The organism is Campylobacter concisus (assembly GCF_003048555.1).
Classification (GTDB): Bacteria; Campylobacterota; Campylobacteria; order Campylobacterales; family Campylobacteraceae; genus Campylobacter_A; species Campylobacter_A concisus_AO.
In genome coordinates this window covers 1-13,212 of record NZ_PIRR01000023.1, presented here as the reverse complement: position 1 = coordinate 13,212, position 13,212 = coordinate 1, and the positions used below count along the sequence as shown (strand labels likewise).

Here is a 13,212-nt window from a genome sequence, read left to right as displayed (position 1 = left end):
TCTAGCCCTCATAAAACGAGCTAAAGAGTAAAATTTCATCATTTTCCTCGTTATTTTTACCATCTTTTATAAGACTTGCCAAAACGCCAGCAAAATACGGAGCAAAGCTAAGCTCATTTAGTCCATAAGCTTGGTTATAGATCAAGTTGCTATATATGTTATCGCGTCCAAGAGCTGGCTTATCGTTTGAGCTAAGAAGCACGAAATTTGCCCTAAAACTAGGCTCTTTTAGCTCGCTTATACCAAGATGTATCTTTAGCTCATTTAAAAATGCATTAATCTTTTCAGTTTTAACAAGCGTATCGATAGCGCCGACTTGTAAATTTGTAATAATCGTAACGCCATTTTTAGTTGGATAAATTTTGGCAAATAGATCATTTAAAATGATTGGTTTTTTAGGGATTTGCCCTTCATTCAGACTAAGATTAATGGTATAAAATTTAGCTAAAATCGCATTTAAGCTCGTGCCTAGTTTATTTGAAAGCTCTAAATTTTTTGAAGCGATCACAAAGCTATCAGCCTCATATTCGCCGTTATTGCCGGTAGCTTTTTGCACTATTTGCCCCTGCGTTTTTAGCTCATAAATTTCATCATTTATAAATTTTGTCCCAAGAGAATTTAGCTCATTTATCAAAGCTTTTTTTAGCTCATTTGTGTCAATACTTGCGTTTTTGACTAAATTTATAGCGCCTTTTATGTTTTTATTTATTAGCCCAAAATTTGCAAGCTCTTTATCTACGCTTAAAATTTCTTGCTCGCTATGGGCAACCTTTATCTCATCAAGCCTTTTTTTAAAGCTTTCGTCATTGCTAAAAAGTAGATAAACGCCGCTTTCATCGAAATTTATCTGCGGATATTTGTTGTTTAAATCTCTTAAAATTTCAAAGCTTTTCTTACCAAATTTTGAAAACAAAATTTGCATCTTTTTATCGTGAGATTTGGTTGATTTAAGTGTAAAATTTGTCATCCAAGCTCTAAAATTTTCATTTAAGCAAATACTTATATCAAGCTCGCTTTTTTTGCTAACTAGCCCCATAAATGAGCTAGATATCGCTCCATCTTTTGCAAGAGCGTGTGTGCCAAAGGGTGCTAAAATTCCATTTGTAAAATCATCTTTTTGGCTGCTAATAATTAAAATTTCTTCACCTTTTTTAGCTAATTCGTAAGCCGTAAATAACGCACTAAAACTATCTCCAATAATCGCTACTTTGCCCATAATAACCCTTTGTTTTAAATTATTCTTGTAATGATAATATAAATTCAAATTTAAAGCAAAATGGTGTAAAATCAACCATTTTTAAAGAAAATGGAAATTTATCAAATGATAGAAAAATTAAAAATTATCGCTGAACTTATCGTTTTTAAGCATTCTGTTTTTGCTTTGCCTTTTATTTTTGTTGCGATGATAGTTGCGAGTAAGATAGAAAACGGCTCAGCTTGGTTTGGTTTTAAATTGCTTATTTTAGGCACACTTTGTGCTGTTAGTGCTAGAAATTTTGCAATGGCGTTTAATAGATACCAAGACGAGGATATCGACAAGCTAAATCCACGCACCGCAAGTCGTCCGAGTGTTGATGGACGCATCGGCAAGAGCAATATGCAGCTTTTTATCGTAGTAAATGCGCTTATATTTATCGCTTGTGCCTATTTTGTAAATTCGCTCGCCTTTTGGCTGAGCTTTCCTATCCTGGCTATTTTGGGCGGATATTCGCTATTTAAGCGCTTTAGCGAGCTAGCGCACTTAGTGCTTGGCCTTAGTCTTGGACTTGCCCCCATCGCTGGTGTGGTCGCTGTAAGTGCTGCTATACCGCTTTGGAGCGTGCTTCTTTGTCTTGGTGTGACATTTTGGGTGGCTGGATTTGACCTACTTTACTCACTTCAGGATATGAAATTTGACCAAGAAAATAAGCTCTTTAGCATACCAGCGATCTATGGCGATAAGGCGACACTATTTTTATCAGCCATTTTTCACGCTTTAGCCTTTATATTTTGGTTGCTTTTTGCTTGGGCAGCTGGTTTGGGAGTGATGGCTTTTTTTGGTATTTTAATAAGCGGTGTGATCTTATTTTTTGAGCATAGGATCGTAAGGCGCGACTTTAGTAAGATTGATAGGGCATTTTTTACGCTAAATGGCTACTTGGGAATTTTATTTTTTATCTTTGTTTGGATTAGTGTATTATGAACGAAGTAAGGCTTTTTAAGGCACCTCTTAGTATGGCTTATGAGTGTGATAGAAACGCAGATGAGAAATTTTTAAGAGAGTTTAACTCAATCTTGCCGGGCGATGAAGATGCGCTTGGAGCGTGGTTAAAGCGAGCAAAGTCACGCGGTGAGACCAAAGATAGCGATCAAATTTTACTAACTCTTTTAATAGAGCTTCACAGAAAAGTGGACGCGCTGAGTGATTACATTAAAAACGAACATAAGCAGTATTTGCCACTAAGTGAGAGTGCAAATATCGATGAAATAGGCTTTACGCATATAAAAATAAGTGAAGAAAAATTTCAAAAAGATGAAATTTACTACGCAAGGATTGCCATGCCTATCTTTCCAAAGAGAAATTTGAGCCTTTATCTAAAGGCTATTGATGAAAGGCTTGCCAAGATAGAAAACATGCACGAAGAAGACGAAGCCGACTGGAATGCTTATGTGACGGCTAGGGAGCGTGTAATGATAAGAGAAATGAGAGCGAATTCGTAAAGGAAAAATATGGAAATTTATATTTTTTTAGGCTTTGGTATCGTTTTGGCGATAATAGTAGCTTTAATGTTGATAAAAGATAGTGAGACAAATAAGAAATTTGCGAGATTTGAGCGAGCGATAGAAAGCGTTATGCAAGAAAATTTCAATCTAAAAAAGCAAATTTCAATGCTTGAGGGCGAGGCGTTTAAAAATAGTGAACAATATGAGCCGCTTAAAAAACAGATAAAAGAAAATATTGATTTGCAAATAAATGAAAAGATTGTACCAATAATTCGTGCGATTAAGAGTATTGAGCGAGTAATTGATGATTTTGCAACAGAGCAAAAAGATAGGATAGTTAGTCTTGAAGAGCGAACAAGAGATATTAATAAAATCGCACCAAGCGTCATCAATGAAGAAGAGCAAATTTTAAAAATGTTTAAAGACGGAAAAAGTGCAGCGATGATCGCAAAGGACCTTCATGTTGGAATGGGGCGAGTTGAGTTTGTACTTAAATTTCATAAATTAGCCTAAATTTACAGGCTAATTTTAAAAAGACTAATCTACTCTTAAACTACAAAAATTGGCTTAAATTTTTATTTTGATTTAAATCTTTTAACATATAATTGAAAAAATTATAAAAAGCTCTAACCAAGCTTAAGAAGGTGCTTTATGCTAATCGATAAATATGGTCGGGTTGTTGATTATTTAAGGATTTCTGTAACTCAGCGTTGCAACTTTAGATGTAGGTATTGTATGCCTACAACGCCATTTAGCTGGACGCCAAGAGAGAATTTATTAACCTTTGAAGAACTATTTTTATTTGTAAAAGTGGCTATCGATGAAGGTATAAAAAAGATAAGAATCACTGGTGGCGAACCGCTTGTACGTAAGGATTTGGACGTTTTTATAAAGATGATAAGTGATTATAATCCAGACATCGATCTAGCACTTACTACAAATGGCTATATGCTTTCACACTTTGCCAAAAGGTTAAAAGACGCTGGACTAAAACGCATAAATATGTCACTTGATACACTAAATGAGCAAAAGGCTAAATTTATCGCACAAAAAAGCGTTTTACACGAAGTTTTAGCTGGCTTTGAAGCAGCTCATGATGCTGGATTAAAGGTAAAAATAAACACTGTCGCACTAAAAGGCGTAAATGATGATGAGCTTATAAATTTGCTCGAGTTTGCTAAATTTAGAGATTCTCAGATTAGATTTATTGAGTATATGGAAAATTCACACGCTAAAGATGATTTAAAAGGGCTAAGTAGCGATGAAATTTTAAAAATCATCTCACAAAAATATAATGTCACGAAAGATGGAAAACTACCAAATGCGCCCGCGTCTATTTATAGGCTCGATGATGGTTATAAATTTGGCATCATAGATCCACACAAGCACGACTTTTGCGAGAGTTGCAACCGCATCAGACTAAGTGCTGAGGGACTTTTAATACCTTGCCTATACTTTGAAGAAGCTCTTAGTATCAAAAAAGCGGTTGAAAAAGGTGATATCGTAGCTGCAAGTGAAATTTTAAGGCAAGTGCTAGCAAATAAACCAAAAGAGAACAAATGGGCGATAGGCGCTAGCAATGAAACCTCTTCGCGTGCCTTTTATCAAACTGGTGGTTGATGAGCAAAGAGCTAGAGCTAGTTGAGGCGTTTTTAAGTATCCAAGGCGAGGGGGCTTACCAAGGCAGACTTGCCATATTTTTACGCTTTTTAGGTTGCAACCTAAACTGCTCTGGCTTTGGCGTGCAAACAAAGTCTTTAAAAACCGGTGAAAGCCTACTAGGATGCGATAGTATAAGGGCTGTTTTTAAAGGGCATTTTAATTATAAAATTTACAGTGTAGATGAAATTTTAGGCATAGTTGATAACCTATGCAAAGGCTTAATACAAAAACCGATCATTGTTTTGACCGGTGGTGAACCGCTCATCTGGCATGAAAATGAAAATTTTATAAATTTGGTAAAGAAATTGCTTGAAGATTATGAAGTGCATTTTGAGACAAATGGCACGATTTTAGTTGATTTTACTAAATATGAAATTTATAAAAAATGCCATTTTGCACTTGGTGTAAAACTAGCAAATAGCGGAGTTAGCGAGCAAAAACGCATAAATTTAGACGCTATTTTGGCTATTAAAAATAATGCAAGAAGTAGCTTTTTAAAATTTGTCCTCTCGCACTTTGACAAAAGTGAGTTGGATGAGATTATAAATATAAAAAATCAAGTTGATTTGCCAGTTTGGTGCATGGCAATAGGGGCGAATAGAGCTGAGCTAAACGAAAATGCTTTAAAAACAGCAGAATTTGCCATAAAGTATGGATTTAACTACTCAGAGCGTATCCACATCAGGCTTTGGAGCGATAAAGAAGGTGTTTGATGATTATTAGAAAGCTTTTTAGATTTGAAAATGCACATATTGTGAGATTTTGTAGCTCAAAGCGTTGTAGGACTAGCATCCACGGGCACAGCTATGTGGCTGAAATTTTACTTAGCTCAAATTTTCTTGATAACGCCGGCATGGTTTATGACTTTGGCTTGATGAAGCAAAACATAAAAACGATTATTGATAGTTTTGATCACGCTACAACAATATTTTCAGGCGATAATGATGAATATAAAAATGATCTAAAAAAGCACTCGGCAAGATGGATCGAGATCCCGCTAAATCCAAGTGCAGAGCAGTTTTGCCGTATATTTTTTGTACTCATAGAAAGACTACTTGAGCTTAGTGTGATGAACAACGGTGAGCGTGAAGTGAAGCTTCATAGCATTATCGTGCATGAGACTGATACGGGCTATGCACAGTGCTTTAAAGAGGACGCCGTAAATGCGCAAATGGGCGAGATAAGACTAGATGAGATCAAATTTTCAGATGCTATCATAGAAGAGTGGGAAGATAAAAATTTATTTGAGAAAATGAAAAATAGGTTAAAAATAGAAATTCCAAAGGACGTTTGATGAAAAAAATTATAACTTCTTTTTTATTTATAGCTGGTCTATTTGTGGGTTGTGGAGATAAAGATGAGGCTAAAAATGATATTAGCGAGCCAGTGCCGAGTGACGTGACCATAGCTCAACCAGACGCAAATGTCACAATTGATGAACAACTCCCGCCTGAGCCAGTCGTCGAAGAGAACGAGCCTTCTAAAGATAAGAAATGAACGAACATCTCTCCTCACTTTTTGCATATACTTTGCCTTTTCATGTGATATTTTTTTATGCACTAGTTGCCTGTAATATACTTTATTTAATACTTACTCAGTTTAGCAGCAATAGCAAAAACTATGTACTTCGTATAAGATATTTTTTACCGATTTATCATATGCTACTTAGTTTTCTTGTACTAACCGGACTTATTTTATGGGCGTATTATGGATATGAGTTTAAATTTAATGCCATAAAAATGTTAATTATCTTAATAATTTTAATCGCACTTAGTGCCATAGGTTTTAAAAGATTAAAAATTTATGCAGCTAATGGCGACTTAGAAAAATTTAAAAAATTTGCCCTTATTAAGGGTTTTTGCGATCTTATTTTAGTCTTAGTTGCAGGGATTTAGATGAAATTTTTATATGATAAAAATGCAGGTAATGAAAACTTAAAGATAGTAAATGAAGCTTTTTTGCACCTAAAAGCTAGAAGAATGCAAGCTGGTGAGCGAATAAGTGTTAGAAATTTACGAGACTTTAAAGAGTATATCTATGAAATTGATGAGATTGATAGGCGAAGTGCGAGCTTAAGCCTTATTTTTGCCAGCTCAAATGGCGAGCAAAAATTCGACTTTACGATCGCTTGGGCTATCGTTGATCCAAAGACGATAGAAAAGACATTATCATTTTTAAACGAACTTGGTGTTGGTAAAATAGCTTTTGTCTATACTAAATTTTCTCAAGCAAATTTTAAGATAGATATTGAAAGGCTAAACTATATAAATGCTCTATCTTGCGAGCAGTGCGGACGAATATCGCTAATGGAGTTTGAAATTTACAAAAATTTAGATGACCTAATGAGCGTTTATAAAAATGTCTCAGCTATAAATTTTGGTGGTAAAAGCTTAAATGAAAAAAGAGATGATGAAATTTTAATAATTGGTCCAGAGGGCGGATTTAGCGAGGATGAGACGGCTAAATTTAAAAATAGCTACGGCCTAAATACAAAAAATATCTTAAGATCACAGACCGCGGTTATCTCAGTAGCGGCAAAATTCCTAACTTAATTTATTTGATTTTTAGATTTCTTTTTATATAATCAGCAACTTTTAATGTAGATAATTAGCCCAAAAATAATAAAGGAAAAATGATGAAAAAAGATATCCATCCAGAATACGTAGATTGCACTGTAACTTGTGCTTGCGGAAACACTTTTAAAACAAAGTCAAACAAAAGCGAGATCAGAATTGACATTTGCGACAAGTGCCACCCATTTTTTACAGGCAGCGAAAAGATAGTTGACAGTGCCGGCCGTGTTGAGAAATTTAAGAAAAAATACGCTCAAAAATAAGCCTTGCTCTACTTTATTCCTACTCCAATAGGAAATTTAGAAGATATCTCGCTTCGCGCGATTAGAATTTTGCGTGAATGTGAGATAGCTATTTGCGAAGATACAAGAGTCTGTAAAAGTCTTGTAAACCTACTAAATGAGCGCTTTGACGCAAGTATAAATATATCAAAATTTATCCCACTTCACACTCATAACGAAGATGACTTTTTCACAAATTTAAGTGATGATTTTTTTAGTAAAAATGTAGCCTACATGAGTGATGCTGGAATGCCAGGCATCAGCGATCCTGGAGTAAGTCTAGTAAGATACGCTCAAAAAAATAACATTGAATATGAGATTTTAAGTGGAGCAAATGCTGCACTTTTAAGTGTGGTTGCAAGCGGACTTTGCGATAAGGAATTTATCTTTTTAGGTTTTTTACCAAATACTGGTAGAGATAGAGCTCTCGCTATCCAAAATACTCTAAATTTAGCCTATCCGGCTGTGATATATGAAAGTCCAAAACGTATACTAGGCTTAGTGCAAAGCATCGCAAATTTAGAACCTGAGAGAGAAATTTTTGCTATAAAAGAGGCCACCAAAAAATTTGAGAGTAAGTTTAAAGATGGTGCTAAAAATTTAGTCCAAATTTTAGAAAAAGCAAATTTAAGTGGAGAGTGGGCGGTTGTCATCTCAAAAAGTGACAAAACAGCCACTCAAAATATTACAAAAGATGAGATACTTTCGCTTGATCTTGCTCCAAAAGTAAAAGCAAAATTGCTTAACAAAATAACTGGAGAAGATGTAAAAAAGATATATGATGAGCTTATAAAAGCTTAAATTATAGGCTACAAAACTACTAAGCGACACTAAAACGAAAGTGTAAAATTTACTCTAGCTACATACAAAAATAAGTTAAATTTTAATTGACTTTAGCTACCATAAGTTACCATGATAATATACGGAAAACAACTATTTTTACATATTTTGAACAAGCGACCACAGATATTAGAAGAGATATATCTCTCAAAAGAGTGTGACAAAAAACTCTTCTCTAAAATTTGTGGCACAGGCAAAAAAATTATTCGCGTGGATAATCAAAAAGCGCAGTCTTTAGCTCGCGGCGGAAACCATCAAGGTTTTTTAGCAAATGTTAGTGAGTTTGAATTTTCAGATATTACTGAGCTTAAAAAGCTAAATTTTATCGCCATTCTTTATGGCATAAGCGACGTTGGCAATATCGGTGCTATCGCTAGAAGTGCTTATGCTCTAGGCTGCGAAGGTCTTGTAATAGTAGCAAAAAGTATAAATATGCAAGGCGTTTTAAGATCAAGTAGTGGTGCTGCTTATGAGATACCAATAGCGATTTTTGAAGATGGGCTTAGTTTGCTAAATGAACTAAAGCAATTTGGTTTTAAAATTTATGCAACAGCAAGTAATGGCAAAAACGTAAAAGAGATGAAGTTTGCCGGTAAAAGAGCTTTGGTGATGGGCTCAGAGGGCGAAGGCATACCGCAAAAAGCTCTAGCGAAGTGTGATGAGTGTATCGGTATAAAGTTAAAAGAGGGCTGGGACTCCTTAAATGTAAGTGCAGCTTTTGCAATAATTTGTGACAGGATGATAGATGAATGAATTAGAGAATTTAAAAGAGATAGGTATAAAGGAAATTTCACGTAAAACGCATATTGAGCCTACATTTTTACAATATATTTTTGATAAAAATTTTGAAAAATTATCACGTTTAAACATTAGAGGATATGCTAAAATTTTACAACGTGAATATGACGTTGATTTGAGCGAATTACTCGCTGAATACGATGCCTTTATGCAAGAAAACACCCCTGATGAGAGTCACAAAACTAAAGTTACTCCAAAAATTTCTTCTTACACTCCAAAAGATATTACCATACAAAAACAAAGCGGTAGCGGTGGTGCTGGATTTTTATTTTGGCTCATCATTTTAGCTATTATCGCTGGTGGGGCATATCATTTTGATGCTTACAAATATATCGAGAATTTTTTATCGTTTTTAAATGATGAGAATAAAAGCGTGAGCTATTCGCAGTCAAGCATAGTAAATGAGGTGAAGAAAAATATCATCGATACAAATATCACCATCTCTCAAAATAGCCCTAAAATAGAAGCAAACATATCAAGTGTAAAAATTTCAGCTCCAGTTGAGCAAAATGTGACAACAAGTCCTGCAAACATGGAGCAAAATGCTGTGAAGCCAAGCATGGCGGCTCAGCCAGCTCCTAAGATAGAGCAAAACATTACAAAGCCACTAAATGAGGCGGTCATTACACCAAAACAACGTGTCTGGATAGGCATCATTAACCTTGAAAATGGTCAAAAAGTATCAAACGACACAAGTAAAAGCATAAATATAAATTTAGACCAAAGACAGCTCGTAGTTTGTGGAAATGGCAACATTGAGCTAAAGATCGGCGATAAGGTGACAAAATATAATCCAAGCCGTCCAGCTAGATTTTTAGTAGAAAATGGAGAGATGAAATTTGTGAGCTATGATGAGTTTGTAGAACTTAACAAGGGCAAATCTTGGTAAGAAAAATAGCGATTTTCACCGCTTTTAGTGTATTTGCCTATGCTTTTAGCTTACAAACTAGTGCAAGTGCTTTAAGCAATGCTGAAAATGTGCAAATCTCTTTAGAAAATTTAGACCAAAATGGCTCACTCAATGTCAATGAGCTAGTATCAAGATTAAAACAAAACTCAAGTTACGATAGTATTTCATTTGGTTCAAATAGTTTGAATTTAAAATTTATAAGTGAGCAAAAGGTTCCTTCTGCATTATTTGTAAAATCAATAAATTCAACTCTGGATGATGCCAACATAAGTATTTCAAGGATAAATTCCCTAAAAAATGGAAATCAAATTTCTTATGGAATTTCAGCCATAAAAAATGGCGGAATAGATCCAAGCTTATTAAGCATAACACTTAGTCAAAGCGGTTTTAAAATTTTAGGATTTGATAGAGTTGATGGGAATTTAGAAATATTTTTAGATGCTCAGAATATGATTCTTAAGGCTGCAAAGGTAAATTTTGATGAAGAGACACCACTTTTAAAAAGTGGTGGTACTTATTTTATTGATGTTGAGGGTGCAAGTAGTCTGGACATCACATCAAAAGAGTCAAATAGATGGATGCCACTTGTTAGGATTTATGATAAAAATTTAAATCAGATCGACTCTATAAAAGAGGAGCAAGCAAAAACCACCATTTCTATAAATTTAGCAATAGGTGCAAAATACGCATTAATTAGCGACAATGTTGATATAAATAATATAAAAAATGAGATAATTATCAAGCTTATAAAATAGGAGTAAGCAGTGTTTGATGAGATAAGATTTAATACGATTGAGCGTTTGCCAAACTACGTTTTTGCCGAAGTGAATGCAATAAAAATGGCTGCACGAAGAGCTGGCGAGGACATCATCGACTTTTCTATGGGCAACCCAGAGGGCAGAACACCACAACACATCGTCGATAAACTATGCGAAAGCGCACAAAAGGACAAGACTCACGGCTACTCAGCCAGTGCTGGAATTTACAAGCTTCGCCTTGCCATTTGCAACTGGTATAAGAGAAAATACGGCGTAAATTTAGACCCAGACACTGAAGCAGTCGCCACGATGGGTAGCAAGGAAGGCTTTGTTCACTTAGCTCAAGCTGTGATAAACCCAGGCGATGTGGCTATCGTGCCCGATCCTGCTTATCCGATACACACGCAAGCGTTTTTATTTGCTGGCGGAAGTGTCGCAAAGATGCCACTTCACTACAATGATAAATTTGAGCTAGATGAGAATAAATTTTTTGAAAATTTGATCCAGACTATACACGCAAGCTCACCAAAGCCAAAATATGTAGTCGTAAATTTCCCGCACAATCCAACGACTGTGACTGTGCAAAAGAGCTTTTACGAGCGCCTTGTAAGCATTGCAAAGCAAGAGAGATTTTACGTTATCTCAGACATCGCTTACGCTGATCTTACATTTGATGGCTACAAAACGCCAAGTATCTTTGAGGTCGATGGTGCAAAAGACGTTGCGGTCGAGTGCTATACACTTTCAAAAAGCTACAATATGGCTGGCTGGAGAGTTGGCTTTATGTGCGGAAATAAAAGACTTTGCGCAGCACTTAAAAAGATAAAATCATGGGTTGATTACGGCATGTTTACGCCGATCCAGGTGGCTGCCACAGTTGCACTTGATGGCGATCAAAGCTGCGTTGAAGAGATACGCCAAATTTATGAAAAAAGAAGAGATGTGATGATAGAGGCCTTTGCTCAGGCTGGTTGGGAGCTTAAAAAACCAAGCTCTAGTATGTTTATCTGGGCGAAGCTACCGCCAAAAGTTAGTCATCTGGGCAGCCTTGAGTTTTCAAAGCAGCTTCTTACAAAAGCTTCAGTCGCAGTTAGTCCTGGTATTGGTTTTGGCGAGGGCGGAAACGACTATGTGCGTCTAGCTCTTATCGAAAACGAAAATAGGATAAGACAAGCAGCAAGAAATATAAAAAAATATTTGAAAGAATTTGAATGAATGTAGCGATATTGGGCGTTGGAACCGTTGGCGAGTCAGTTGCTAAAATTTTACTAAAAAACAAAAAGCTAATCGCAGCAAGAAGTGGCGAGGAGATAGTGCCAGTCGTTGGAGTAGTCAGAAATTTAAATAAAAAAAGAGATGCTGGTATCCCTCTGACTGACGATATAAATAGCGTTATAAACCGCGATGATATCGATGTTTTTGTCGAACTTATGGGCGGCGTTGAAGAGCCTTTTAGGGTTGTGAGTGAAATTTTAAAGCGAAAAAAAGCAGTAGTCACTGCAAACAAAGCACTTCTGGCCTATCACAGATATGCTTTGCAAAATTTAGCTAAAAATATACCATTTGGCTTTGAAGCAAGTGTGGCTGGTGGCGTGCCAATTATTAGAGCCTTAAGGGAAGGCTTAAGCGCAAACCATATCGTTAGTATAAATGGCATACTAAACGGAACTAGTAACTTTATCCTGACCTCGATGATGGATGAGGGCTCAAATTTTAAAGACGCACTTAAAAAGGCGCAAGAGCTCGGATACGCTGAGGCTGATCCTACTTTTGATGTGGGTGGTTTTGATACGGCTCATAAGTTGCTTATCCTCGCAAGTATCGCTTATGGCGTACACGGCGATCCAGAGGATATCTTGATAGAAGGTATTCAAAATATTACACCTGAAGATATATTTTTCGCAAAAGATTTCGAATACTCTATAAAACTTCTAGCAATTGCTAAGAAAAGTGAGGGTAAAATCGAGCTACGTGTGCATCCAGCGCTTGTACCGCAAAATAAAATGATAGCAAAGGCAAGTGGCGTGACAAATGCGATCAGTGTCGTTGGCGAGGTTGTTGGCGAGACGATGTATTATGGCCCTGGAGCTGGTGGTGACGCAACGGCAAGCGCGGTGATCAGCGATCTTATCGACATCGCAAGAGATAGCAAGTCGCCTATGCTAGGATATAAAGCACCTTTTGAATTAAATACACTTGAGCTACTTGACCGCGATAGGATAAAGACGAAGTACTACTTTAGGTTAAAAGTCGAAGATAAAATGGGTGTGCTAGCAAAGATCACAAATTTAATGAGCGAAAATAACTTATCGATCGATAGCATACTTCAAAAACCAAAAGATGAGAGCGAATTTGCGGTATTGTTCTTTACGACACATACGAGTCTTGAGGCTGATGTAAGAAGGACAATTGAAATTTTAAAAGAGCAAGAGTATATAAAAGAAGAGCCATTTATGATGAGGATCGAGGAGTAGCTTGGGGTTAAAAGAGTATCTCTTTGGCAAAAGCTCAGAAAATAGGGCGTGTAAATTTTTACAAAAGCTTGGTTTTGTCATTTTAGAGAGAAATTTTCACTCTAAATTTGGCGAGATCGACATTATTGCACTAAGTAGTGATAAAATTTTGCACTTCATAGAGGTAAAATCAACTAGCGGAGAATATGATGCAGAGTATAGACTAAATAAGGC

The 13,212-nt window shown here is 36.0% G+C and carries 18 protein-coding genes; 17 read left to right on the top strand and 1 reads right to left on the bottom strand.

The genetic code is table 11. From position 1 onward, the window contains the following. Position 1 precedes the first annotated feature (1 nt). On the bottom strand, positions 2-1,216 hold the full coding sequence (locus CVS92_RS05670) for an FAD-dependent oxidoreductase (protein ID WP_107788807.1): 1,215 nt from the start codon (positions 1,214-1,216) through the stop codon (positions 2-4). A 105-nt stretch (positions 1,217-1,321) separates the two neighbouring features. Here CVS92_RS05670 and mqnP point away from each other — a divergent pair, with 105 nt between their 5' ends. From mqnP to CVS92_RS05585, 17 genes are all read left to right on the top strand, one after another. Then, positions 1,322-2,182, top strand: coding sequence for a menaquinone biosynthesis prenyltransferase MqnP (mqnP, locus tag CVS92_RS05665; protein ID WP_107788806.1), 861 nt, complete (start codon positions 1,322-1,324; stop codon positions 2,180-2,182). Continuing rightward, positions 2,179-2,700, top strand: a complete 522-nt coding sequence (locus tag CVS92_RS05660; protein WP_107788805.1) for a hypothetical protein — start codon at positions 2,179-2,181, stop codon at positions 2,698-2,700. The genes mqnP and CVS92_RS05660 overlap by 4 nt, the downstream gene beginning before the upstream one ends. A gap of 9 nt (positions 2,701-2,709) precedes the next feature. Then, a complete protein-coding gene (locus CVS92_RS05655) occupies positions 2,710-3,216 on the top strand; it encodes a DUF6115 domain-containing protein (protein ID WP_021091068.1) in 507 nt (168 codons plus the stop codon). A gap of 138 nt (positions 3,217-3,354) precedes the next feature. Further along, positions 3,355-4,323, top strand: coding sequence for a GTP 3',8-cyclase MoaA (moaA, locus tag CVS92_RS05650; protein WP_072593973.1), 969 nt, complete (start codon positions 3,355-3,357; stop codon positions 4,321-4,323). Continuing rightward, a complete protein-coding gene (locus CVS92_RS05645; RefSeq protein WP_107788804.1) occupies positions 4,323-5,078 on the top strand; it encodes a 7-carboxy-7-deazaguanine synthase QueE in 756 nt (251 codons plus the stop codon). The genes moaA and CVS92_RS05645 overlap by 1 nt, the downstream gene beginning before the upstream one ends. Beyond that, positions 5,078-5,659, top strand: a complete 582-nt coding sequence (locus CVS92_RS05640; protein ID WP_103577347.1) for a 6-pyruvoyl trahydropterin synthase family protein — start codon at positions 5,078-5,080, stop codon at positions 5,657-5,659. Before CVS92_RS05645 ends, CVS92_RS05640 begins: the two co-directional genes overlap by 1 nt. Continuing rightward, positions 5,659-5,862, top strand: coding sequence for a hypothetical protein (locus CVS92_RS05635; RefSeq protein ID WP_021090529.1), 204 nt, complete (start codon positions 5,659-5,661; stop codon positions 5,860-5,862). Before CVS92_RS05640 ends, CVS92_RS05635 begins: the two co-directional genes overlap by 1 nt. Continuing rightward, positions 5,859-6,260, top strand: coding sequence for a hypothetical protein (locus tag CVS92_RS05630; RefSeq protein WP_107788803.1), 402 nt, complete (start codon positions 5,859-5,861; stop codon positions 6,258-6,260). Before CVS92_RS05635 ends, CVS92_RS05630 begins: the two co-directional genes overlap by 4 nt. After that, positions 6,261-6,917: a 16S rRNA (uracil(1498)-N(3))-methyltransferase gene (locus CVS92_RS05625; protein WP_107788802.1), complete on the top strand. Its 657-nt coding sequence runs from the start codon at positions 6,261-6,263 to the stop codon at positions 6,915-6,917. 83 nt (positions 6,918-7,000) lie between these two features. Further along, positions 7,001-7,201: a 50S ribosomal protein L31 gene (gene rpmE / locus CVS92_RS05620; RefSeq protein WP_002942443.1), complete on the top strand. Its 201-nt coding sequence runs from the start codon at positions 7,001-7,003 to the stop codon at positions 7,199-7,201. Positions 7,202-7,204: 3 nt separating this feature from the next. Continuing rightward, on the top strand, positions 7,205-8,020 hold the full coding sequence (rsmI, locus tag CVS92_RS05615; protein ID WP_107788801.1) for a 16S rRNA (cytidine(1402)-2'-O)-methyltransferase: 816 nt from the start codon (positions 7,205-7,207) through the stop codon (positions 8,018-8,020). A 111-nt stretch (positions 8,021-8,131) separates the two neighbouring features. Further along, positions 8,132-8,812, top strand: a complete 681-nt coding sequence (gene rlmB / locus CVS92_RS05610) for a 23S rRNA (guanosine(2251)-2'-O)-methyltransferase RlmB (RefSeq protein WP_107788800.1) — start codon at positions 8,132-8,134, stop codon at positions 8,810-8,812. Beyond that, positions 8,805-9,746, top strand: coding sequence for a phosphatidylglycerophosphate synthase (locus CVS92_RS05605; RefSeq protein WP_103600272.1), 942 nt, complete (start codon positions 8,805-8,807; stop codon positions 9,744-9,746). Before rlmB ends, CVS92_RS05605 begins: the two co-directional genes overlap by 8 nt. Further along, on the top strand, positions 9,740-10,522 hold the full coding sequence (locus CVS92_RS05600) for a hypothetical protein (RefSeq protein WP_107788799.1): 783 nt from the start codon (positions 9,740-9,742) through the stop codon (positions 10,520-10,522). The genes CVS92_RS05605 and CVS92_RS05600 overlap by 7 nt, the downstream gene beginning before the upstream one ends. A gap of 9 nt (positions 10,523-10,531) precedes the next feature. Next, positions 10,532-11,740 (top strand): LL-diaminopimelate aminotransferase, encoded by a 1,209-nt coding sequence (locus CVS92_RS05595; protein WP_084109200.1) that lies wholly within the window; start codon positions 10,532-10,534, stop codon positions 11,738-11,740. After that, positions 11,737-12,999 (top strand): homoserine dehydrogenase, encoded by a 1,263-nt coding sequence (locus CVS92_RS05590; RefSeq protein WP_107788798.1) that lies wholly within the window; start codon positions 11,737-11,739, stop codon positions 12,997-12,999. Before CVS92_RS05595 ends, CVS92_RS05590 begins: the two co-directional genes overlap by 4 nt. 1 nt (position 13,000) lies before the next feature. Continuing rightward, the coding region (locus tag CVS92_RS05585; protein ID WP_199906409.1) for a YraN family protein at positions 13,001-13,212 on the top strand (212 nt) is incomplete at its 3' end.